21 protein-coding genes and 1 pseudogene are annotated in these 22,954 nt (G+C 64.9%); 11 read left to right on the top strand and 11 right to left on the bottom strand.

Annotated elements, in window-relative coordinates; all coding sequences use genetic code 11:
• Positions 1 to 163: 163 nt before the first annotated feature.
• From OKW28_RS22845 to OKW28_RS22830, 4 genes and pseudogenes are all read right to left on the bottom strand, one after another.
• Positions 164 to 559: a tautomerase family protein gene (locus OKW28_RS22845; protein ID WP_429449152.1), complete on the bottom strand. Its 396-nt coding sequence runs from the start codon at positions 557 to 559 to the stop codon at positions 164 to 166.
• A 339-nt stretch (positions 560 to 898) separates the two neighbouring features.
• On the bottom strand, positions 899 to 1,327 hold the full coding sequence (locus OKW28_RS22840) for a YciI family protein (RefSeq protein ID WP_429454413.1): 429 nt from the start codon (positions 1,325 to 1,327) through the stop codon (positions 899 to 901).
• A gap of 126 nt (positions 1,328 to 1,453) precedes the next feature.
• Positions 1,454 to 2,071: pseudogene (gene pstS / locus OKW28_RS22835) on the bottom strand (phosphate ABC transporter substrate-binding protein PstS); the annotation flags it as partial.
• A gap of 291 nt (positions 2,072 to 2,362) precedes the next feature.
• Positions 2,363 to 3,271, bottom strand: a complete 909-nt coding sequence (locus tag OKW28_RS22830; protein WP_429449151.1) for a LysR family transcriptional regulator — start codon at positions 3,269 to 3,271, stop codon at positions 2,363 to 2,365.
• A gap of 137 nt (positions 3,272 to 3,408) precedes the next feature.
• Here OKW28_RS22830 and OKW28_RS22825 point away from each other — a divergent pair, with 137 nt between their 5' ends.
• Both OKW28_RS22825 and OKW28_RS22820 read left to right on the top strand, forming a co-directional pair.
• Positions 3,409 to 4,173: an SDR family oxidoreductase gene (locus OKW28_RS22825; RefSeq protein ID WP_429449150.1), complete on the top strand. Its 765-nt coding sequence runs from the start codon at positions 3,409 to 3,411 to the stop codon at positions 4,171 to 4,173.
• A 292-nt stretch (positions 4,174 to 4,465) separates the two neighbouring features.
• Positions 4,466 to 4,768 carry a DUF4148 domain-containing protein gene (locus OKW28_RS22820; RefSeq protein ID WP_429449149.1) on the top strand — a complete coding sequence of 101 codons (303 nt, stop codon included), beginning with the start codon at positions 4,466 to 4,468 and terminating at the stop codon, positions 4,766 to 4,768.
• A 232-nt stretch (positions 4,769 to 5,000) separates the two neighbouring features.
• Here OKW28_RS22820 and OKW28_RS22815 read toward each other — a convergent pair whose 3' ends face one another.
• The 3 genes from OKW28_RS22815 to OKW28_RS22805 all read right to left on the bottom strand — a co-directional run bounded on the left by OKW28_RS22815 (position 5,001) and on the right by OKW28_RS22805 (position 6,071).
• Positions 5,001 to 5,189, bottom strand: a complete 189-nt coding sequence (locus OKW28_RS22815) for a hypothetical protein (protein ID WP_018418322.1) — start codon at positions 5,187 to 5,189, stop codon at positions 5,001 to 5,003.
• 208 nt (positions 5,190 to 5,397) lie between these two features.
• The gene (locus tag OKW28_RS22810) at positions 5,398 to 5,700 is read right to left on the bottom strand and encodes a hypothetical protein (RefSeq protein WP_429449147.1); all 303 of its coding nucleotides are present in this window, start codon (positions 5,698 to 5,700) and stop codon (positions 5,398 to 5,400) included.
• Positions 5,697 to 6,071 carry a phage holin family protein gene (locus tag OKW28_RS22805; protein WP_090804170.1) on the bottom strand — a complete coding sequence of 125 codons (375 nt, stop codon included), beginning with the start codon at positions 6,069 to 6,071 and terminating at the stop codon, positions 5,697 to 5,699. The genes OKW28_RS22810 and OKW28_RS22805 overlap by 4 nt, the downstream gene beginning before the upstream one ends.
• Before the next feature lie 224 nt (positions 6,072 to 6,295).
• On the opposite strand from OKW28_RS22805, the gene OKW28_RS22800 reads away from it, so the two are divergent.
• Positions 6,296 to 6,697, top strand: coding sequence for a DUF6566 family protein (locus tag OKW28_RS22800; protein ID WP_429449145.1), 402 nt, complete (start codon positions 6,296 to 6,298; stop codon positions 6,695 to 6,697).
• 169 nt (positions 6,698 to 6,866) lie between these two features.
• Here the strand turns inward: OKW28_RS22800 and OKW28_RS22795 are convergent, their stop codons facing one another.
• Together OKW28_RS22795 and OKW28_RS22790 are read right to left on the bottom strand one after the other, a co-directional pair.
• The gene (locus OKW28_RS22795; protein ID WP_429449143.1) at positions 6,867 to 7,103 is read right to left on the bottom strand and encodes a hypothetical protein; all 237 of its coding nucleotides are present in this window, start codon (positions 7,101 to 7,103) and stop codon (positions 6,867 to 6,869) included.
• Between the two features lie 109 nt (positions 7,104 to 7,212).
• Positions 7,213 to 8,631, bottom strand: a complete 1,419-nt coding sequence (locus OKW28_RS22790) for a 3-deoxy-D-arabino-heptulosonate 7-phosphate synthase (protein ID WP_429449141.1) — start codon at positions 8,629 to 8,631, stop codon at positions 7,213 to 7,215.
• A gap of 371 nt (positions 8,632 to 9,002) precedes the next feature.
• On the opposite strand from OKW28_RS22790, the gene OKW28_RS22785 reads away from it, so the two are divergent.
• From OKW28_RS22785 to OKW28_RS22750, 8 genes are all read left to right on the top strand, one after another.
• The gene (locus OKW28_RS22785; RefSeq protein WP_429449139.1) at positions 9,003 to 10,253 is read left to right on the top strand and encodes an MFS transporter; all 1,251 of its coding nucleotides are present in this window, start codon (positions 9,003 to 9,005) and stop codon (positions 10,251 to 10,253) included.
• A 333-nt stretch (positions 10,254 to 10,586) separates the two neighbouring features.
• Positions 10,587 to 11,450, top strand: coding sequence for a TetR/AcrR family transcriptional regulator (locus OKW28_RS22780; protein WP_429449138.1), 864 nt, complete (start codon positions 10,587 to 10,589; stop codon positions 11,448 to 11,450).
• A 212-nt stretch (positions 11,451 to 11,662) separates the two neighbouring features.
• Positions 11,663 to 14,161: an acyl-CoA dehydrogenase gene (locus OKW28_RS22775; RefSeq protein ID WP_429449136.1), complete on the top strand. Its 2,499-nt coding sequence runs from the start codon at positions 11,663 to 11,665 to the stop codon at positions 14,159 to 14,161.
• Between the two features lie 144 nt (positions 14,162 to 14,305).
• The gene (locus OKW28_RS22770) at positions 14,306 to 15,721 is read left to right on the top strand and encodes a 3-oxoacyl-ACP reductase (RefSeq protein ID WP_429449134.1); all 1,416 of its coding nucleotides are present in this window, start codon (positions 14,306 to 14,308) and stop codon (positions 15,719 to 15,721) included.
• A gap of 14 nt (positions 15,722 to 15,735) precedes the next feature.
• A complete protein-coding gene (locus OKW28_RS22765) occupies positions 15,736 to 16,668 on the top strand; it encodes a MaoC/PaaZ C-terminal domain-containing protein (protein WP_429449132.1) in 933 nt (310 codons plus the stop codon).
• 59 nt (positions 16,669 to 16,727) lie between these two features.
• Positions 16,728 to 18,029 carry an acetyl-CoA C-acetyltransferase gene (locus tag OKW28_RS22760; RefSeq protein ID WP_429449131.1) on the top strand — a complete coding sequence of 434 codons (1,302 nt, stop codon included), beginning with the start codon at positions 16,728 to 16,730 and terminating at the stop codon, positions 18,027 to 18,029.
• A gap of 37 nt (positions 18,030 to 18,066) precedes the next feature.
• Positions 18,067 to 19,854 (top strand): AMP-binding protein, encoded by a 1,788-nt coding sequence (locus tag OKW28_RS22755; protein WP_429449129.1) that lies wholly within the window; start codon positions 18,067 to 18,069, stop codon positions 19,852 to 19,854.
• A 97-nt stretch (positions 19,855 to 19,951) separates the two neighbouring features.
• Entirely contained in the window at positions 19,952 to 20,890 is a 939-nt protein-coding gene (locus OKW28_RS22750) for a DUF1571 domain-containing protein (RefSeq protein WP_429449127.1), read from the top strand.
• On the opposite strand, the gene OKW28_RS22745 is transcribed toward OKW28_RS22750, so the two are convergent.
• Positions 20,887 to 21,315: a hypothetical protein gene (locus OKW28_RS22745; protein ID WP_429449126.1), complete on the bottom strand. Its 429-nt coding sequence runs from the start codon at positions 21,313 to 21,315 to the stop codon at positions 20,887 to 20,889. The two genes, OKW28_RS22750 and OKW28_RS22745, sit on opposite strands and share 4 nt — an antisense overlap.
• Positions 21,316 to 21,375: 60 nt before the next feature.
• Positions 21,376 to 22,953, bottom strand: a complete 1,578-nt coding sequence (locus tag OKW28_RS22740; RefSeq protein ID WP_429449124.1) for an FAD-binding oxidoreductase — start codon at positions 22,951 to 22,953, stop codon at positions 21,376 to 21,378.
• Between the last annotated feature and the right edge of the window lies 1 nt (position 22,954).

Below are 22,954 nucleotides of genomic sequence, written 5' to 3'. Positions count from 1 at the left end.
GATTACCCGCCGGGGATGTGGCAAGCCCGCTCATGGTCCTCCTCCTACTTTGGCTCAGGTCGTGGCGCAACGGAGGCGGATCCGATCCTGGCGCCCTCGTGGTTCCCGCATATCGGCGACTTCACACGGCCATGCGCAAATACAGGCCGCGGAACCCGGACCCTCATCGCTCGCCCGCATCCCATTCCGGGCTGTAACCTCCGAGTGCCGGGTGATACATCTCATCGCCGGAGTGCTGAGTGAACTCAACGTTGAGTCGGTCCTCGCGCAAGCCAAGAATTTCGACGCAGAGCGCGCAAAGCGCTTTGGCCACCTCCATGCGCGACTCGGGCGGGCGCCCCCTTCTGATATCGAGCATCATCAACGCGACGGGCACCGGTTCTCCGCTTTCCTCCGCAATGCGCCAGACGCTACCGGGACCGAGTTCGCGTATGGCTACGCTGATTCGCCTGACGTCCACCGACATCATCCGGGCATAGGTCTCACTCATTTTCGCCGCGAGCAGTCTTTTGCTCTCGACAGAGTAGTGATCGTTTACATCAAGCTGTAGATAAGGCATTGCGTCGATCTCCGGGGGAAAGCGTTTCGCACGCGCCAACTATATGCCGAAAAGCAGTTGCATACGGTCGTGAACCCGCCCAATGCCAACGGCGGGATCTTCAAGCCGAACCGGATGTGGGCGATTGCTTCCCGAGCGCCCTGAACGCCGAAAAGATCGAGCAGATACCTTCGCACCGACCGGCTTCGAACGCTTGGCCGGGCGACAGCCACTGACGACGGCAATCATCGACCCGTGGCATCGGGCTTCCGGACAATGTATCGGAAGCCCGCGTCAAGTCTCAGACAGTCGGAGTTGGATTGCCTGCGCATACCCCGCAGACTGATGCGGTGAAAATCGTCAACGCATCTGCCCGTCAATTTGCCTGCGCAGACGATTTTCCTCGTCTTGAAGCTCGGGCGTAAAAGCTTCGCCAAAGTCCGCAGGCTCAAAGAAAGGGCGAATCTCGATCTCTGAATCGCTGATCATCGGATTCGGGCAGCGCTTTACCCATTCAATCGCTTCGTCCATCGATTGAACCTGCCAGAGCCAGTACCCGGCGATCAATTCCTTGGTTTCCGCAAACGGGCCGTCAATGACGGTGCGGTCCTTCCCTGAGAACCTCACGCGAGCGCCGGCCGAACTCGGCTTCAACCCGTCGCCGCCCTGCATGATGCCGGCCTTGACCAGTTGCTCGTTGTACTGCCCCATCGCCGTGAGGAGTTCCGTACTCGGCATTTGCCCGGCTTCCGATTCGGGGGTTGCCTTGATCATGACCATAACGCGCATTTGGGTTTTCCCTTTGAAGACGAAAGTGTCTGGAGGCAACGGCGCCTCCAGTGACTACGACGAATGATCATAGGGGAAATCGACACGCGCAAGACACGATTGCCCGATTTTTCAGAACGTTTCTTAGCCGATTGCGCCGGGCAGATAGCCGACGTACGTGGCAATGCCCTCGTTGCCTTTGCCGCCGATGCCGAGCGGCCATCGCACGCTAGTGCCTTCGCCTACCCTGCGCTTCCATTCCGGACTGACCTGCGCGAGGTAGTGAGTCCAGATCAGCGTCGTGCCCGAGCCATCCTGGCGACGCACCACGGCAATCGGGTAGTTCGGCATCTTGATCTTTGGGTTCAGCCGCACGATTGCCGGGTCGTCCCAGAACTGAATCTTGCCGAGAAAGATGTCGGCGATGACCGGCCCCGTCAACATCACCTCGCCGGCTTTGAGCCCCGGAAGGTTCACGACGGGTACCACGCCGCCGATTACGGTTGGAAATTGCCGCAAGCCGTTGCGGGTCAGTTGATCGTCGGTCAGTGGCGCGTCCGAGCCCGCAAAGTCGACTTCCCGGGCGATGACCTGCTTGAGCCCATCGGACGAACCCGTGCCCTGATAGATCACCCTGCCGCCACCCGACTTCTGGTAGTCGGCGGCCCATCGGGTGTAGAGAGGAGCGGCGAACGTGCTGCCGGCTCCCTTAATGTCGGCGGCGTAGGCCCCGGCTGCGCATGAACAGCAGATCAGACCAGCCATGATGGCGTCGGATGTTCTCACGAATGTCTCCCGTCGATTCTTGTTCCGGGACATCGCTGATCCAGACCTGCCACTGCGTGAACTCGTTGGAGGGCGACCGTGCCGGCGATTCAATGTGCAGTTTTCATCGGTGTGCCAGGTCTCCTGCATGACGCGCCATACGGCACATTAAAGAACGGTGACAGGCCGAATTCCAGTTGAATCATGCTATCGAACGCGCCGTGCCCGGCGGCCTCTTCCATAATTGCAGGCATCCGGTTTCCGGATTGCCGACACACATCAGACCTCCCTTCACGTCTCGTCCCACGGTGGCACGCCCGAGAACGCGTTGACCAGGAAATCGATTGCCGCACGAACTTTTGCGCTCACGTGGCGACGGCTCGGATACAGCGCAAGCACGTCGATATCCGGCAAACGGTATTCAGGCAATACCTGGACGAGCCGGCCTGCGCGTAGGTCCTCGCCGATCAGAAACGTCGGCTGCCAGATCACGCCGTGCCCCGCGAGCGCCGCCGCGCGCGCGGTGTCGCCGTTATTGGTGTGCATGTGGCAGTTGACCTCGACAGCATGCGTTTTGCCGTCTTTGTCGATCAGTTGCCACTCGTCGGCCGTGGCGGCATACCTATAGCCGATACATCGATGTCCGAGCAGGTCCGACGGCGTTTCAGGATGTCCCCAACGCTTCAGATAGTCGGGAGATGCACACAGGATGTTTGTCGACGTCGCCAGTTTGCGGGCCGCGTGATCGACCGTGCCGGCGCGCGAGATGCGGATGGCGAGATCGAAGCCCTCCTCGACGATATCGACGACGCGATCGATCAGCGTGATGTCGAGTTCGACGTCGGGATATTGCTGCATGAACCGTGGCCATAGCGGCGCGAGATGCAGGATGCCGAAGCTGACAGGTGCATTGATACGCAGCCGTCCACGCGGTTCGATCGACGTTGTCGACACGAGCCCTTCCGTTTCCGCAACGTCTTCGAGGATTGCCTTGCATCGCGAATAAAGCGTTTCACCGGCCTCGGTAAGAGACAATCTGCGTGAGGTGCGATTCAGAAGCCGCGCACCGAGATGCGCCTCCAGTTCATTCACGTAGCGGGTCACGTTCGCGGGCGAGGTTTCGAGCGCATCGGCCGCGCGCGCAAAGCTGCCCCGGTCGACTACGGTGACGAAGATCTCAAACGCGCGCAGCCGGTCCATATGGCACTCCGGTCATTCATAAAAGCTGAATGATACCGCCATATTTTTGGTCTTTTTGTCTCAAGAACGGAATCTTATAGTACGTATCAACGAGCCGACGCATTGGGCATCGGCCGATGACAGACCGGAGATTCAACATGCAACGCTTGACAGGAAAAGTCGCTATCGTCACTGGCGCCAGCGCGGGCATTGGTCGCGCCGCCGCCAGGCTGTTCGCCGCGGAAGGCGCGAAAGTTGTCGTGGCCGCACGCCGCGAAGCTGAACTCGAGGCGCTGGTGAGCGAGATCGCTCGCGACGGCGGCACGGCTGTCTCGCTGGCAGGGGACGTCCAATCCGAAGAATTCGCGAAAGCGCTGGTCGAACTCGCCGTCAGCCGCTTCGGCCGCCTCGACATCGCCTACAACAACGCGGGGACGCTCGGTGAAATGGGGCCGTCCACAGGCGTATCTGAAGCGGGCTGGTCAGCGACGCTGGCCACCAACCTGACGAGCGCGTTTGTCGGCGCCAAGCATCAGATTCCTGAAATGATCAAGCAAGGCGGTGGGTCGATCATCTTCACGTCGACGTTCGTCGGCTACTCGTTCGCCTTCCCGGGGACCGCCGCCTATGCCGCGAGCAAAGCCGGGCTGATCGGACTGACGCAAGCGCTCGCGGCTGAATACGGCCCGCAAGGCGTGCGCGTCAACGCGATCCTCCCGGGCGCGGTGGACACGGAGATGTATCGCGGTATGAACGATACGGCCGAATCGCAGACGTTCGTGACCGGGCTGCACGCGCTCAAGCGGGTCGCAAAGCCGGAAGAGATTGCCCGCTCGGCGCTCTACCTTGCTTCCGACGATTCGTCCTTCGTGACGGGTACCGCTTCGTTGGTAGACGGTGGGGCTTCGATTACGCGCACCTGAGCTTTCTTGACGACGGCACCCGCGGGAATGCGGATGTTCGACGACGACCCGCGAACGGCTGCTTGACCCACGCTTCGATGATCTCGGCTCGTGTCCGGAGGTACGGTTTCGGATGCGCGGCCGACATCGGAGCGTTCGGGCGCGAGCGTCGACCAGCGTCGGCTGATGGACGAACCCCCTACCATAAAAAATAAACGACCACTGTACGGTTCCTCACCTAATCTTTGATCATCTGAACCGCGAAAAGCGAAACGCGAGTCAGCCGGAGTAACCAACAAGGAGTTGGGCCATCATGAAGACGTTAGTCCACACAGCTTGCGCGGTCGCGGTCATGGCTGTGCCAGTTGCATCGCTGGCGCAGTCGGACGGGGCGCTGACGCACGCGCAGGTGCAGGCAGAAATCGCTCAGCTCGAGCAAGCCGGCTTCAATCCGGCCAATGCGAATACCGTCGACTTTCCTACCAACATGCCGACCACCAACGCCACTGCCGCAGGCCAGAGCAGCGGCTACGGCCCTGCGACCAGTGGTACGCAGCAGATGGGTCATCCGGCCAGCACGAGTGGGATGAAGCCGGTGTTCTTTGGCGGATCGTAAGCCTGCCCGTCTGACCAACTCGACGATGCAGAGCATGCCGTCCCCCGCAGGGGACGGCATGGAGTGTCGTGCTATGCGCGCTTGCAGAGTGGTTTCGGCCGCCGCCTGAATGCCCGATGCCGTCATGGCGACGATTTCGGACGCACCCGACTCGAGCGCCATGTCGCATGGCGCCTGTTGTATTGCCAGCCTTGTTTCGCTGAGCGCCTGGGCGCGAACAGCTAACACCTCGTCAGCGTTTGTTAACGTCGATGGTCAGGATTTCGTATCCGGGGTCGGCGTGCTCGTTCGCGACTTTATTCGCTTCCTCATACGAGCGAAAGGACGTGGCTTCCTTAATCTCCGGTGCCATGCCGATATCGCCGTCCTCTGCGGTGCAGAGGAACTTTTCGCCGGTCTTTACGACGTAGACGGTCGTCATATCTCCCTCCATGGCTTGCAGGGGAACTTCCAGTCTAGCAGGCTGGTAGGGTTGCACACGGTTCGCTGAATCGATGGGCTGGAAAAGGAAGCGAGGAAAAGTCGCGTTGCCGCGCATCGCGGCAACACGTGACGATAGCGACCGTCGTGCGTTCAAGAACCAGGCGATTCTGCTTTGCCTGGTCCGATCGCTGCTTTCGCTCAGGGCGTCACTTCGCGATCGACCGCCGCACATTGCGGGCGATCCACGCCGCAAGACCGGAACGGCCCGCGATCGACAGCGTGCGGCGCGGCCCCAGCACGATGCCGCCGATCACCAGCGCGAGAAGCAGCGCAACATGCGGCGCCTCGGCGAGCGACGCGAGCACATTGCCGGCGGAGGAGCGCGAGGCTGCCCGCACCGCTGGCAACGCGGCAGTCTGGTTCGCTGCGACCAATGCGGCTCGCGATGCCTCCATGCGTTCCAGAATGGTGACCCGGGCAAGCTCATTTGCGTGATGTGGCTGACTCATTTGAGCGACTCCCTGAGAGCGTCGAGATCGGAGTGAATCTCGGCCTTGAGCACGTGAAGCGATTGCGCCGGTTTCTGCGCCCGCAAGACGAGCAAGGACACGATGCACACGAGCAGCCACGCGGCGGCCACGCCCCAGACCACCGCAAGGAAGTAAGGCGTCTGCCACGCGGTGGCGATGATCGCGATGCAAATGAAGGACAGCGTGAACAGGCCCGCGACTGCCAACGCCATGAGTGCGCTCAACTCGCGCACCAGACGCTTTCGCGTCTCCTCGACTTCCAGCGCGAGCAGTTCGCTATAGTCGGTTACACGTTCGACGCAGAATCGCCCGACGTTGCGCCACCTCGTGACCTTCGCATGGATCGACATTCCGTCCTCCTTACGATTCATTTGCGCCGGCCGCCATCAGCAAAGACTTCGCCTCTCGGCCGACAGAGCGAAGCGACGCCAGCGTTGAACGCAGCGCAAGAGCCGGGCCCGCGCTGAGCGATCGCACGCCGCGTGCCCGTTTCTGGACGGATGCCTCCACGCGTTCGCCCTGTCGGCACAGCGCTTGCTCGAATCAGGCAGATCATTCGCTCGCCGAGGACAGCATGACCCCGCTCCCCCCAACCGATCACACTGACCGCACCGCCGGCGCAAGCATCGGCGAGACCGGCTCCGATATGGCTAGCGCGGACGGACGCGCGATGCCGGCCGCGCGCGCCGAGCGCGGCTCCCACCACGCGATGCATGACGCGCACCGCGGCGCGCTGATCACGGTGACCGCGCATCGGAACTCGCGAGGCGCCTGGATCGCCGACGTGTCGATTTCCCGCGAGGGCCAGCCGCTGGAGATACCCGCCAATCTGGCCAACGTGGAGCCCGTGACGCCGGAATGGCTCACCGAGGCGGAAGCGTTGCGCGCCGGCATCGAACAGGGCCGCTATCTGATCGACCGGACACTGGGCGGCGGCTCCGGACCTCTGTCGGCGTCGCGGGGGCCGGTGCGTTGACGCGGGCGTCGCAACACGCGCACGCGTCGCAATACGCGCATGTCGCAATACGCGCATGTCGCAAATGTCGTGATTGCGGGTTCGACCGATTGCCCGGGTCGAGATTGTCTTTCTGATCGCCGAGGCGTTAGAACCGTGCCGGCGCCGGCGACCCGGCGCAAACGCGTTACTAGTCGCTATCGAGCCCGCCCGGCGGCGGCCCGATCGTCATGCCCGCGCCCGACCCTGTGCGGGTTCCGGGGGCATCGGTTGCTGTCTCGGGCGGAACGTCCGCGACGCAGCGGCTCGCGTCGCCGTCGCGCAGACATTGCACGAAACGGTCCGCCTCCTGTGACGAGCGAAATCCGTAGATCTTGCTGGCAACCTGCACCTGTGTGTCCGACAGTCGCTTCGACGGCGTTTCCATCACCACTCCTTTTTGCTCGAAGATCTATCTCTACGAGCAACGCGCGCGCCACCTCCAATGCAATCGCGCCGCGACTGCGGCACAGCGCTTGCGTTGGCCATAGGCAGACCTAGCAGGCCTGGCGCGCCGCGCTCAACCGTCTTGCGTCGGCGATGCCGACGGCGGCCCGCAAGTCGTCCGGATGAACCATCAATTCGCGGACCTCGCGCAGCGTCGCGTACTGGTCGAGCGCCGTCCGCCATCTCGGCGATTCGAGCAACTGATGCCACACCGGTTCCAGCACCGCGCAATCGGCATCGCGGCCATCCGCCAGTGCGGCCGCGAAATCGAGGCTGGCGTGCGCCGACAGCAGTTGCATCCGGCTCGCAGGGCCCAGCACGCGCGGCGCCGCTTCGACGGGTGCGTCGCAGCAATAGAGCACGGTCCTGCGAAGACCGGCCCCGTCGCTCGTCAGCGCGGCGAGCGACGCGCCGCTCAAACCCACCGTCCCCTGCTGCGTCCGAAACGGGTAGACGGTGTGCGGGTCCGCATGCGCAAGCAGCGTCAGTCCACGCACGAGCCGCGGCAGATCGGTGGTGGCCGCATCGACCGATGCCTTCGCTTCGACAAGCAGGCAGACGTCCCACGCCGCCGCGTCGGCCGGGGGCTGTGCCTGGCGCAGCAGCACCACGTCCCATTCGGTTTTCGCGCGCTCGTGGCTCGCGGGTATCGCGGCCGGTACGCGCATCGAGTTCACGACACGGTACGAGGCGAGCGCACCCTGCGCGTCATTGAGGCGCCGCGCGAGCGCGTCGAGCGCATCCGCGGCCGATGCCTCGACCGCGGCGCCGCGCTGCTTCGAACTCAAGCCTCGTGCCACGGCAGTCGAGCTTCCCGGGCGCGGCCCCTGGCGATCCCACAGCGTCTGGTACTGACGCACGCGCTCGTCGGAGGCGAGCGCGTAAAGACGGCGCAAGCGTTGCAAAGCAGCACTCTCCAGCAATTGCGCGAGGCCGCGTTGCAGCGCCGCGTCGAGCGCGATTTGCGGCGTATCGATGCAAGCTTGCACGGCTTCGGCCAGCTCGGGCCACGCTTCGGCGAACGCCAGCGCGTGCAGACGCGCCAGCGCGTCGCGTTGCAGGCCGGGTAGCAGCCGCTGCTGTTTGGCCGGATGTGCGATCGCATTGACGGCCGCGTAGATCAGCCGGCGATCGACGCTGGCGTGCGCGGCCAGCGACGCGTACTCGCGCACCACCGTGCTGCGATGCCGTAGCAGCGTCGCCTGAAACACTGGGTCGCCGGCGTCCTCGCGCATCGCCTCCCGAATCATGCGCGCGAGCGCCTCGACGAAGAAGCGCTGGTTCGCCGCATCCGGCGCTTCGCCACGCGCGCTCGCCTCGCGAGCCTGCTCGATCGCGAGCGCGAGCACGGTGGCGGGTCTCGCTTGCTGCGTCGGCGCGCAGACGGCCGCAAGCGCCGGCAGGCGATAGCGACGCGCGACAGCGTCGAGCATCTCGTCGAGCAACGAAGGCGATGGCGTCAAGGACATAGCGATATGTCGATCAGTTGGCGAAATAACTGTACATGAAGGTTCGATGCGGCGCGCGGACCGGCACGGGCCGCCCCGTCAAAACGCCATTGCCATAAACTTCATAAAAAATGGGCGCTGGGAAATCCCGATAAACATTACAAAATACAAACATGAATCGAACCGGCAATTACATTTTTCCGACATTAAACATGCTTTACGAATTCAGCACGAAAATTGCTCTCCGGATTAACACGGAGAAAACCGGCTTCAACCATGCAGACGCTTAATGCTCGGCGTACACTCGCCGGGAAGCGCTTGCCATAAGGCGCAAGGGCTACGGTGCCGTCCGCGATCAAACGCGGTTTTGTGGAGACTCAGGAGAACAATCAATGAGCTGGACTCGGGAACAGAGAAACGTCACGATCGCCGCCTATCTGGGCTGGACGCTCGACGCATTCGATTTCTTTCTGATGGTCTTCGTATTGAAAGATATCGCGCAGGAATTCAATACGGACATTCCGTCGGTCGCGGTCGCGATCATGCTGACCTTGATGATGCGCCCGCTCGGCGCATTGATTTTCGGCTGGCTCGCCGACAAATACGGCCGCCGTCCGACGCTGATGCTCAACATCGCGTGCTTCTCGCTGCTCGAACTGCTGTCCGGTCTGTCACCCAACCTGATGACGCTACTCGTGCTGCGCGCGCTGTTCGGTATCGCAATGGGCGGCGAATGGGGTGTCGGCGGCGCGCTGACCATGGAAACCGTGCCGCCGAAGTCGCGCGGCATCGTCTCGGGTCTGCTGCAGGCCGGTTATCCGAGCGGCTACCTGCTCGCGTCGATCGTGTTCGGCGTGTTCTATCAATACATCGGCTGGCGCGGCATGTTCTTCGTCGGCGTGCTGCCCGCGCTGCTGGTGCTGTACATTCGCGCGCACGTGCCGGAGTCGCCCGCGTTCAAGACGCTCGAAAAGAAGGTACGGCCCGGCCTCGTCGCGACGCTCAAGAAGAATGTCGGCCTGTCGATCTACGCGATCATCCTGATGACCGCGTTCAACTTCTTCTCGCACGGCTCGCAGGATCTGTATCCGACCTTCCTGCGCGTACAGCACAAGTTCGACGCGCACACGGTGTCGTGGATCACGATCACACTGAACATCGGCGCGATCTGCGGGGGTCTGTTCTTCGGCTGGGCGTCGGAGAAGATCGGCCGCAAACGCGCGATTTTCATCTCCGCGCTGATCGCGTTGCCGGTGCTGCCGCTGTGGGCGTTCTCGACCACGCCGATGCTGCTCGCGCTCGGCGCGTTCCTGATGCAGATCTCGGTGCAAGGCGCCTGGGGCGTGATCCCGGTGCACCTGAACGAAATTTCGCCCGATGAAATCCGCGCGACCTTCCCCGGTCTCGTGTATCAGTTGGGCAATCTGATCGCGTCGGTCAACGGTCCGCTGCAAGCGAAAATCGCCGAAATGCACAACAACGACTACGCGCTCGTGATGGCGGTCGTGATCGGCATCGTCGCGCTCGTGATCTGCGCGCTGATTCCGTTCAGCCGCGAGCGCCGCGGCATCGACATGACACAGTCCGCGCGTGAAGTCGTCGGCGCGGAATCGACGGGCGGCGCGGTCGGAGGACGAGCTTAAGAGCTTGAGGCTTTCGAACTGGACGGCTAGCCAATACGCGTCAACGCGTGGGAGCCGGGTCAACCCGGCCGTCGAGCGCAAGGCCAGATTACATCGCAACACAATACAAGGCCGTTCCGATTCGTTCGGAACCGCCTTTTTGTTTTCCGCGCGGCATGACGCGCCGCGCTTCGCCAGCATGGCTCCCCGACAGGTCTTCTAGAGGAGTTCGTCGAGCCCGTCCCTTGATCGCACCGACCCTTCTTTCTTATCCTAAAAAAAACGGTCGTTTCAAATATCGATTTGAATCGCGTGTTTGCGAGCCGGCAGCCCCGGCAACTGGGAGACGGCAACATGACAGTTCGCACACCCGGCCGGCATGCCGGCGATACGAAGTCACGCATTCTCGACGCCGCGGAGACGCTGTTCATCGAATGCGGCTATGAGGCGATGTCGCTGCGCCAGATCACTTCGCGCGCCGAAGTCAATCTCGCGGCGGTCAACTATCACTTCGGCAGCAAGGAATCGCTGATTCACTCGATGCTGTCGCGCCGGCTCGATCAGCTGAACCGGGAGCGCCTGAAGCTGCTCGACCGTTTCGACGTCATGCTCGGCGCGCGCCTGACCTGCGAGCACGTGCTCGGCGCGATGTTCATTCCGGCGCTGCGTCTGTCGCGCGATCCGCGGGTCGGCGGCAAAGCGTTTCTGCGCCTGCTCGGGCGCGCCTACACCGATCCCTCGTCGTTCATCCGCGACTTTCTGAACGCGCATTACGAAGCGGTGGCGATGCGCTTCTTCGACGCGTTCCAGCGCGCGCTGCCGCATCTGCCGCGCGAGGAGCTCGGCTGGCGCTTGCATTTCGCGATCGGCGCGCTGTCGGGGGTGCTCGCCGGCACCGATACCGACAGCCTGATTGCCGAGTTCTCGCAAGGCAAGTCGATGAACGATCTGCAGCTCATCGGGCGCCTTGCGTCGCTGATGGTCTCCGCGCTGAAGGCGCCGCTGCCGGACGGCACGCAACTGGCCGCGTTCGCCGCCGTGCTCGGCGATGCGACCGACGGCGGCGTGGACGGCACGTTCGCCAGTGCGCAAGAACACACTAGCGGCGAGGAGGCCGCGTGTGCAGTGGCACGCGACACGTTCGACAGCAAAAGCCGCGGCGGCACTATCGAAGCGGCGCCGGCAAGCTATCAGCATGGGCTGCACGGCACCGCCTGACGACTTCTCACGGCGTCATCGCGTCATCACTCGACGTAACCACCACACGTCGTACATGGAACCCGATCGAGCTCGCTTACCCGAGCAGCACATTTACGTTGCGCACCTGCGCCGTGCCCGTCGGTCGAATCGGTAAGACACGGTAACGCCCGACGCAAGAGCGCGACTCGCAGCTGGCCCGGCGATTGCGTCACCACAGAGGAGGAAACGTCATGCCGTGGTTCATCCTGGCGCTCGTCATCGCCGCATTCGCTCTCGTCTACGTTCAGGCCCGCGCCTCATGGTGGCTTGCGGCGCTGATCGTATGGGTCGTGGCAGCGCTCGTGAGCGGCGCGGCCGGCCCGCTGCTGACGACACTGCTCGCGATCGTGTTCGTACTCCCCGCCCTCGTGCTGACGATCAAACCGCTGCGCCGCGCATGGCTCGCGAAACCGGTGCTCGACACGTTCCGCAAGATCCTGCCGCAGATGTCGCCGACCGAGCGCGACGCGATCGAGGCGGGCACGGTCTGGTGGGACGCCGAGCTGTTCTCGGGCCGCCCGCATTGGGACACGCTGCTCGGCTATGGCCCGGCCATGCTCAGCGCCGAAGAGCAGGCGTTCCTCGACGTCGAATGCGAGCAGCTGTGCGACCTCGCGAACGACTGGGAAACCACGATGGTCTGGCAGGACCTGTCGCCGCCAACGTGGCAGTTCATCAAGCAGCACGGCTTTCTCGGCATGATCATTCCGAAGCAGTACGGCGGCAAACAGTTCTCCGCGTACGCGCATTCGCAGGTGATCATGAAGCTCGCGACGCGCTGCTCGGCCGCGGCCGTGTCGGTGATGGTGCCGAACTCGCTCGGCCCGGCCGAGTTGCTGATGCACTACGGCACCGACGCGCAGAAGAACTACTATCTGCCGCGTCTCGCGCGCGGCGAGGAAATCCCCTGCTTCGCGCTGACGAGCCCGTATGCCGGGTCCGACGCCGCCGCGATTCCCGATGTCGGCGTCGCTTGCCAGGGCCTGCACGAGGGCCGCGAGACGCTCGGCTTTCGCGTCACGTGGGACAAGCGCTACATCACGCTCGGGCCGATTGCGACCGTACTCGGCCTCGCGTTCCGCGCGCTCGACCCCGACCATCTGCTCGGCGCGAACGACGAACCCGGCATCACCTGCGCGCTGATTCCGACCGACCACCCTGGCGTCGACATCGGCCGGCGTCACTGGCCGTTGAACGCGGTGTTCCAGAACGGCCCGAACTCGGGCAAGGACGTGTTCATTCCGCTTGACTGGGTGATCGGCGGACGCGCCCAGGTCGGCAACGGCTGGCGCATGCTGATGGAGTGTCTGGCGGCGGGCCGCGCGATCTCGCTGCCGTCGTCGAACGTCGGGATGGCGAAGATTGCCGTGCGCGGCACCGGCGCATATGCCGCGATTCGGCGCCAGTTCCGCACCGCCGTCGGCAAGTTCGAGGGCGTGCAGGAAGCGCTCGGCCGCATGGGCGGCAACCTGTACGTGATGGACGCCGCGCGCCGCCTGTCCGCGCAGGCGGTCGACCTCGGCGAAAAGCCCTCCGTGATTTCGGCGATCGCCAAATATCACATCACCGAGCGCGCGCGCATGGTCATCAACGACGGCATGGACGTCGTCGCCGGCAAGGGTATTTGCATGGGGCCGTCGAACTTTCTGGCGCGCGCGTATCAGCAGATGCCGATCTCGATCACCGTCGAAGGCGCGAACATTCTGACGCGCTGTCTGATCATCTTCGGCCAGGGCGCGATTCGCTGCCATCCGTACGTGTTGAAGGAAATGACGGCGACGTGCGAGCCCGATCGCGCGAAAGCCTTGCGCGAGTTCGACGCGGCGTTCTTCGGTCACGTGAATTTCACGGTGTCGAACGTGGTGCGCAGCGCCGTGTTTGGGCTGAGCGGCGGCGCGCTGATCGCGAAGCCGCGCCGCGCGTATGCACCGCTCCTTGCGTACTATCGCGCGGCGACACGTCTGTCGGCCGTGTTCGCGTTGCTCGCCGACGTGTCGATGTTCGTGCTCGGCGGCGATCTGAAGCGTCGCGAACGCATCTCGGGACGCCTCGGGGACGTGCTGTCGCAGCTGTTCCTGATCTCGGCGACGCTGAAGCGTTTCGAGGACGAAGGCCGACAGCGCGACGACCTGCCGCTCGTGCGGTGGGGCGTCGAGGATGCGCTGTACAAGGCGCAGCACGCGCTCGACGGCGTGCTCGCGAACTACCCGAACCGGGTCGCCGCGACGCTCGTGCGTGTGCTCGCATTCCCGTTCGGCCTGCCGCATCGCGAGCCGTCGGACCGGCTCGGCAGCGAGATCGCCGAACTGATGCAAACGCCCGGCGCCGCGCGCGAGCGGCTCGTCGCCGACTCGTACGTGCCGCACCCCGACGTCGATGCGCTCGGCTATGGCGAGCTCGCGTTCGCGCTCAATCCGCAGTTCACGCAAATCGAGCAGAAGCTGCGCGAGGCGGTGAAGCAGGGTCTGCTCGAACCGCTGCCGCAAAGCCTGCCGCAGTTCGCCGCATGGACCGATGCGGCGCAACGCCAGGGCCTCGTCGACGCGGACGAACGGCGCGTGCTCGACGACTACGCGCGCTACGGCGCGCAGGTCGTCAAGGTCGACGATTTCCCGGCCGACTTCGACCTGCTCGCGAGCTTGCAACAGCGCAAGCAGGCGCTCGAAAAGGCGCTGGAGCTGGTGGCCTGATGCCCGCGCTCACGTAGAAAAAACTACCGACCCGGCGCGGCAAACCGTACCCGAGTCACGCAACTCAAGGCACACTGACACACGTCCGGCGCCCCTGAAAATCACGGGGCTGCCCGCAGCGCGTCCAGCGGAGCAACCGATAACATGAATGACTCCTACCTGAAGTTCGTCAACTCGCCGTTCGGCGGCCGTCTCGCGCGCTCGCTCGGGCTGCCGAAGCCCGAGGTGCTGCGGCGCTATCGCGCGGACCGGCCCGAGTTCGACGGACTGATCGCGATCGGCGCGGGCCGCGAGCCGCGCCTGTTCGACGCGCTTGCGAGTCTGATCGCCACCATCGGCATGACGAGCGTCGCGCACGAAAGCGCCGGGCTGTGGGTGCCGCTCGCCCATCGCCACGGCCTGATGACCGGCCGCTTCGAGCCGGCCGAAGCCGGTGCGCCGGGCAAGCTTGCCGCGTTGATGTTCGACGCGAGCGGTATCGACGACAGCAGCCTGCTCGAACCGCTGCACGGCTTTTTCCACGACACGCTGCGCTCGCTCGGCAAGTGTGGGCGCATCGTCGTGCTGGGCCGGCCGCCCGAGGCCTGCGCGAGCCCGCGTCAGTGGACTGCCCAGCGCGCGCTCGAAGGGCTCGTGCGCTCGCTCGGCAAGGAAGCGCGGCGCGGCATCACCGCGAATCTCGTGTACGTGGAGGAAGGCGCTGAAAACGCCATCGAGGCGACGCTGCGCTTTTTCCTGTCGCCGCGCTCGGCCTATGTGTCCGGTCAGGTGGTGCGGATCGCGGCACATTGCGCGCTGCCGCACGACGCGCCCGCGTTCGACTGGCGCCAGCCGCTCGCCGGCCGGCGCGCGCTGGTCACGGGCGCGGCACGCGGCATCGGCGCGGCGATCGCGAGCGCGCTCGCGGCCGAGGGCGCGCATGTGATCGGCCTCGACATTCCGTCCGCGCGCGACGCGCTCGATGCGACGATGCGGCGGCTGAACGGCAGCCCGCTCGCGTTCGACATCGCCGCGCCCGAAGCGCCCGCGCAGATCGCCGCCGCGCTCGACGAGCTCGGCGTCGACATCGTCGTGCACAACGCCGGCATCACGAAGGACAAGACCATCGCGAAGATGACCGACGCCGCCTGGCAAAGCGTAATCGACATCAACCTGAGCGCGCAGGAACGCATCGACGACGCGCTGCTCGCGGGCGGCATCCTGCGCGACGGCGGGCGCATCGTCGCGGTGTCGTCGATCAGCGGCATCGCGGGCAATCCCGGCCAGACCAACTACGCCACGTCCAAGGCTGGCGTGATCGGCCGGGTGCAGAGCATGGCGCTGCCACTGCGCGCGCGCGGCATCACGATCAACGCGGTCGCGCCCGGCTTCATCGAAACGCAGATGACCGCGAAGATTCCGCTCGCGATCCGCGAGGCCGGCCGCCGCATGAACTCGATGAGCCAGGGCGGCCAGCCCGTCGACGTCGCGCAGACCATCGCATGGCTCGCGCATCCGGGCTCGGCCGGCGTGACGGGCCAGGTCGTGCGCGTGTGCGGTCAAAGCCTGATTGGCGCCTGAACGGGAGCATGGGTATGGACGAACCGCGTGATCCGTTCGGCAGCCGTCAGCTCGCTCCCGCGCCGGGCGACGGCGCGCGGCCGAAAACCGTCGTCATCGAAACGCTGCCCGCGCCGGCAAAGCTGTACGGGCGCGCGCTGACGGGCATCGTCAAGCGCGGCCGCGACACGCGGCTGCCGCCGTTGCGGCTCGTGCGCCCCGCCGTCGTGCTCGAGCCCGGCCCCGTGTGGCGCTATGCGCGCGTGTGCGGCTTCATTCCCGAGCACGGCGTGCCGCTGACCTACCCGCACCTGCTCGCATTTCCACTGCATCTGCTGATGCTGACCGACCCCGCGTTTCCGTGGCCCGCGCTCGGTCTCGTGCATCTGGCCAATCACGTGCGGCTGCGCCGCCCGCTCGCCTACAAGGACCTGCTGCGAATCGAGGTCGAATTCGGCGCGCTGCTGCGTCACGACAGAGGTCAGGCGTTCGTCGTGCATACGCGCATCTATCGGCGCGGCGAGGCGGTGTGGGACGGCGACAGCGTCTATCTGAAGCGCGCGGTGCCGGCGCTCGGCCATCCGCTCGAAGCGTTGACGCTCGGCCCCGATGCGCTGCAACGGATCGCGCGCTGGCAGCTCGCGCCGCAACTGGGCCGCGACTACGCGAGCGTGTCCGGCGACTACAACCCGATCCACATCAGCGCGCTGTCGGCGAAGGCGTTCGGCTTTCCGCGCGCAATCGCGCATGGCATGTGGACGCTCGCGCGCGCGGCGTCGTCGCTGCAGCCGCCGAAGCCGCTCGCCGAAGCGACGCTCAGCGCCGAGTTCAAGGTGCCGATGCTGCTGCCGGGCGAAGCGTCGCTGTGGAGCGCATCGCCTTCGCTGATCGAGCGCGATCTCGAGGTGCGCGATATCGCCGGGGAAATGCCGCATTTGCGCGGGCGCATGCAGTGGCGGCTGCTGTGAACCGCGAGCGCGCCGTTCGCATCGACCAATAATCTGGGAACGACACAAAGGAGCCGAGCATGTCCCACCCGCAACCTGCCGTGCGCCGCGTCGCCGTCATCGGGGGCAACCGGATTCCGTTTGCCCGCTCGAACACCGCGTACGCGAGCGCATCGAATCAGGACATGCTGACCTTCACGCTGCAAGGGCTGATCGATCGCTATGACCTGCACGGCGTGTGTCTCGGCGAAGTCGCGGCGGGCGCCGTCATCAAGCACTCGCGCGACTTCAACCTGACGCGCGAGTCCGTGCTGTCCACCACGCTCGCGAAGGAAACGCCCGCCTACGACGTGCAGCAGGCCTGCGGCACCGGCCTCGAAGCCGCGATCCTCGTCGCCAACAAGATCGCGCTCGGGCAGATCGACGCGGGCATCGCGGGCGGCGTCGATACCACGTCCGACGCGCCGATCGGCGTCAACGAGCGCATGCGCAAGATCCTGCTCGAAGCGAATCGCGGCAAGAGTACCGGTCAGCGTCTCGCCGCGCTCAGCAGGCTGCGGCCCGGCATGTTGTTCAAGCCGCTGTTGCCGCGCAACGGCGAGCCCCGCACGGGGCTGTCGATGGGCGAGCATTGCGAGCTGATGGCCAAGCGCTGGAACATCGCGCGCGAGGCGCAGGACGTGCTCGCGTACGAGAGCCATCGCAAGCTCGCCGATGCGTACGCGCGCGGCTTCGTCAACGATCTGATGACGCCGTACAAAGGCCTCGCGCGCGACAACAACCTGCGCGCCGACCTGTCGCTCGAAAGGCTTGCGAACCTGAAACCCGTGTTCGACCGCGACGCGGGCACGCTGACCGCCGGCAACTCGACGCCGCTGACCGATGGCGCATCCGCGGTACTGCTCGCGAGCGAAGCGTGGGCGGTCGAGCGTGGCTTGCCGGTACTCGCGTATCTGAGCTGGTCGGAAACCGCGGCGGTCGACTTTTTCGACAAGCAGGAAGGCCTTCTGATGGCGCCCGCCTACGCGGTGCCGCGCATGCTCGCGCGCGCCGGCCTCACGTTGCAGGACTTCGATTTCTACGAAATCCACGAAGCGTTCGCGGCCCAGGTGTTGTGCACGCTCGCGGCATGGCAGGATGACGAATATTGCCGCACGCAGCTTGGCCTCGCCGGCGCGCCTGGTGCGATCGACCGCACCAGGCTCAACGTGAACGGCGGTTCGCTCGCGACCGGCCATCCGTTTGCGGCGACGGGCGGACGTATCGTCGCCGCGCTCGCGAAGATGCTGGCGCAACTCGACAAACCGGCCGGCAGCGCACGCGGGCTGATCTCGATCTGCGCGGCGGGCGGCCAGGGGGTCGTCGCGATTCTGGAACGCTAGCGCGGCAGCGCATACCAACATTTTCAGGAGGCAACCGATGACCGAGCCCACCCAAGCCCCGCTGCACATGCCGGACGCAGGCGGCACGCCTCGTCAAAACCCGGTGCCCCACCCCGCTCCGAACACCGACGGCATCTGGTACGCGTCCTATCCGGACGACGTGCCGCGCGACATCGACGTCACGCAATACGAGTCGATCGACCAGTTCTTCGACGAATGCACCGCGCTGTTCCGCGAGCGCGTCGCGTACGTGAGCGTCGGCGCGAACCTGACGTACGGTGAACTGGGCCGCAAGGCGAGCGCGTTCGCGGCGTACCTGCAAAGCATCGGCGTGGAGCCGGGCGAGCGCGTCGCGATCATGCTGCCGAACACGTTCCAGTATCCGGTCGCGCTGTTCGGCACGATCAAGGCGGGCGCCGTGGTCGTCAACGTGAATCCGCTCTACACGGTGCGCGAACTCGCGCACCAGCTAAAGGACAGCGGCGCGCAGACGATCGTCGTGTTCGAGAACTTCGCGAAGACGCTCGAAGATGCATTGCCCGGCACCAAGGTGCGCAACGTGATCGTGACCGGGCTCGGCGATCTGCTCGCCGACGGCGCGAACCTGAAGGGACACCTGCTCAATTTCATGCTGCGTCACGTGAAAAAAATGGTGCCCCCTTACAAGCTGCCGCAGGCGGTGCCGCTCCTGAAAGCGCTTTCGGCCGGTTATGCGCGGCCGCACACACCGGTGCGCGCGACCCACGAAGACATCGCGTTCCTGCAATACACGGGCGGCACGACCGGCGTCGCGAAAGGCGCGATGCTCACGCACCGGAACATCCTCGCCAATCTGTTGCAGGCGAAGGCGTGGGCCGCGGGGCAGCTGTCCGGCGAGGGCGAAACGATGCTCACGCCGCTGCCGCTTTATCACATCTACTCGCTGACCGTGAATGCGCTGATCTTCATGGGGCTCGGCGGGCGCAACATCCTGATCGCGAATCCGCGCGACATGAAGCGCGTGATGATGATCATCCGTCACGAAAAATTCACCGGCATGACCGCGGTCAACACGCTCTATAACGCGTTCCTCGACAACGAGGAATTCTGTCGGCGCGACTTCTCGGACCTGAAGCTCGCGATGGCGGGCGGCATGGCGACGCAGAAAGCCGTCGCCGAGCGCTTCAAGGCGGTGACGGGCAAGCCGATCATCGAGGGCTACGGACTCACCGAGTGCTCGCCGATCGTCTCGATGAATCCGGTCGATCTGACCAATCTGCGCGACTTCGAGGGCTCGATCGGCTTGCCCGCGCCGTCCACGCAGGTGCGCTTCAGGAAAGACGACGGCAGCTGGGCCAATATCGGCGAGGCGGGCGAGCTGTGCGTGAAGGGCCCGCAGGTCATGAAGGGCTACTGGAACCGCCCCGACGAAACCGCGAAGGTGATCGACGACGACGGCTGGCTCGCGACCGGCGACATCGGCGTGATGGACTCGCGCGGCTATATCCGTCTGATCGATCGCAAGAAGGACATGATCCTCGTGTCGGGCTTCAACGTATATCCGAACGAAATCGAGGACGTGATCGCCGCGCATCCGGACGTGCGCGAAGTCGCCGCGATCGGCGTGTCCGACCCCGCGCAGGGCGAGCGCGTGAAGGTGTTCATCGTGCGGCGCACGCCGACACTGACCGCCGAGCAGGTGATTGCGTACTGCCGCAAGAATCTGACTGGCTACAAGGTGCCGAAGCTCGTCGAATTCCGCGACGAGCTGCCGCAAACCAACGTCGGCAAAATTCTGCGCCGTGCGTTGCGCGACGAGGAACTCGCGAAACAGAAGTCTGCCTGACGGGAATAAGCGTTGCTTCAAAGCGTTATTGCTTTGTTGCTTCGCGTTATTGCCTTGCATGTTGCATGAGCGGCCGCGTCACTTTCTGGAGAAATTCATGAAGCACCGCATGCCCGCCCGTTCGCATCGCCGGCGACAGCGCTTGCTGGGTGCGCTGCTCGTCGCGGTCGGCCTGCTGTCGGTGCCGACGGCCTTCGCGCAGAACGACGACCGCCCGCCCCCGCTCAACACCGCGAGCGCCGTCAAGCCGCCCACCACGCCGGCCGCGCAGGTCGGCAAGCTGACGCTCGACCAGCAGGTCAAATGGCTGCGCGCCGCGCAGCAAAGCGGCACGCTCGAAAAGCTCGACGACGCGCAACTGGTCGCGCTGTTCCAGTCACTCAATCCGCTGACGCTGCCGCGCTATATCAAGGAAGGGCCGAACGACTACCCGTCGTACGAGTTCACGATGTCGCGCTCCGAGCGCATTCGCGGCATATGGCCCGACAAGCCCGATCACATGCTGGTGCGCGTCGCGCACGACCCGCTGCGCATCTACGCGAAGTGGCTGCCCGACGGCGCGCACGCGGGCCAGGAAATCATCTACGACGAATCGAAACGTAGCGACGAAACCTACGGCCACCTCGGCGGCATCATGAACGTGATGCCGTTGTGGACGTCGCTGACCGGCGCGCTCGCACGCTCGCAATCGAATCACAGCGTGCGCGATCTCGGCACCGAGTACGTTGCCGGTCAATACCTGAGTGAAGGAAAAAAATACACCGAGGCCGGCTTGCCGCGTTCGGTGCAGATCGAAGTGAAGACCATCGACGGTGTGCGCGTCGTCGCGTTCACGTTCGAAACACCGGTCGGCCAGCCACAGTTCTACGCGAAAAAGGAAACGCTCGGGCTCGATCTGCGTCATCCGTTCTTTCGCAGCGTCCAGTCTTACGACAATGACGGCAAGATTTTCGAGCAGATCGTGTTCGAGAGCATCACGCCGAGGACATTCGACGATTCGACCTTCGATCCGAAGAACAAGGACTATAAGTTTTAGCGCGCGCTGCGTGGCGTCAGCGCGAAGGCCACGTGGGCGGGTTGCGCATCCAGCCCCTCGCGCGCTTCGTGACGATGCTCGACGAAGCGTCCCGTGCGAAGCGCGAGGTGTTGCAGGACGAAGTAATCGGACGGGCGCGTGAAGCCGATCAGCGCGGGCATCGCGTGCGGGGTCCGCCCATCGTCGAGCAGTGGCGCAAGTGTGGTGAACCAGAGCGCGCCCGCATCGTCGCCGGTTTCGAAGGTCGGCAAGCGAAGATGCGCGGCATAGCGTGCGAACGACGCGCCGCATTCGAGCGTCGAGTCGACGATCGCGAACGCGCGCGCATCGTCAGCGCACGCGGCGGCTTGCGCGAGCCACGGCCATGCGCCGCCCGCGGCCGTCGCGAGGCATGCACCGGTGAGCATGAAAGTGCGTCGATCCATTGGCGTGTACGTTCCGTTCTGTTTGCGCTTCGGTCTGCCGTGCGTGTCCGCACGCGTCGTTCACGTGTACCCCCGCCGGTCGCGCCACGCCGCCGGCCAGATGCCCTGCTTGCCCGGCGCGAGAATGCCGTTCGGGTCGAGCGCATCCTTCAGCGTTTCGGCGAAGCGCAGCGACGCACCGTCGTTGAAGCTGTATTGCGCGGCCGCGAAATCCATGTACGCGAGATGCGCGCGATATTCGCCGTAGCCGGCCGCGCGCGCGTCGCTCATCAGCGAGCGCAGCAGCGCGCCGGCCTGCTCCACCTGGTTCGCGTCGTCGCGATCGAAAATCGCCGCGAAAATATGATGCAGATGCCGCGCGCCCGCGGTAAAGCCACCGTAGTAGTCGAAGCCGTATTCGGCGGCGCGCGCTTTCACCATCGTGTACTGGCGCATCGCGTCGCGCCCGGTCGCCGGACAGATCGGCGCGAAGTCGACGTGCGCGCCCGCGCCGCCGCGCCAGTCGAGCATGCGAAACGCGGTCATCGCGGGAATGCCGGCCATGTTGCGATCGCCGCCGCCAGTCGGCTGAGCATCGCCCGCATAGCGCGCCGCCGTGAGCCGCGCCTCTGGCACCCGCGCGAACGCGCGCTCGATCAGCGCGTAGCGCGCGTCGATCAACTCAGGCGTGCCGTACAGCGCGAAATGCAGGTTCCAGCGCCCGACGCCGAGTTTGTCGAGCATCGCCTGCACCGCGCTCCCGGGCATCGCGCCCGCGCCGTCGTACCACTGCCGGCGTGGCGACAGGCTCGCCGCGCGCCGCAATCCACCCTCGATCACCGCGTGATTGCGGATCGTGCCGTCGAGCCGCAACGGCCGCAGAATCTCGACGATCTCCTCCAGATCGGCCTCGCGACGAAACTGGATTTCTCCGAGCAGATACGCGGGCGGCGCGGGCATCAACCACACGCCGAGCTTCGTTACGATGCCGTAGTTCGACTGCATGAACATCGCATCGAACGACGGCCCGTAGCCCGGCTGATACAGCTGCCACGCAGTGCCGATCTCGACGCCGCCCATGCCGGTGCGCAGCACGTCGCCGTTGGCGAGCACGACCTCCATCCCGCATTGGGCCGCCGCGTGATCGCCGTAGTCGGTATAGCCGAAGCCGCGCTCCAGCGTGTTGCCGACCACGCTGCCCCAGCCGGCAGCCGGTGGATCGACCCACAGCTTGTAGCCCTTGTCGCGCAGATGCGCGTACAGATCGAAATAGCTGACGCCCGGTTCGACCAGCGCATAGGCGAGCGTTTCGTCGACTTCGAGGATGCGGTTCATGCGCTGCAAGTCGAGCACGACCGAGCCGCTGAGACGCGGCGCCGCGCCGCCGTACGCGAAGTTGCGCCCGGTCGAGACGGTCCACAGCGGAATCCGGTACTGATTGGCGATGCGCAGCACCGCGCGGATTTCATCGACCGACGCGGGCAGCAGCGCGGCGCTCGCGACAAACGCGCCCGGCTCACCAGGAGCGAACGGATCGACATAGGGGGCGAGGCCGGCGTCGGAACGCAGCACGTGCGCTTCACCGACGATCGCGCGCCAGCCGGCGAGCGCCCGGTCGAACTGCGCGGCGGACAGGTTGGGCGGCAGCGTCTGGGGCAAG

The organism is Paraburkholderia sp. 40, assembly GCF_050434105.1.
Classification (GTDB): domain Bacteria; phylum Pseudomonadota; class Gammaproteobacteria; order Burkholderiales; family Burkholderiaceae; genus Paraburkholderia; species Paraburkholderia tuberum.
The sequence above is the reverse complement of the archived record's forward strand: the minus strand, read 5'-3'. Positions and strand labels throughout refer to the sequence as shown.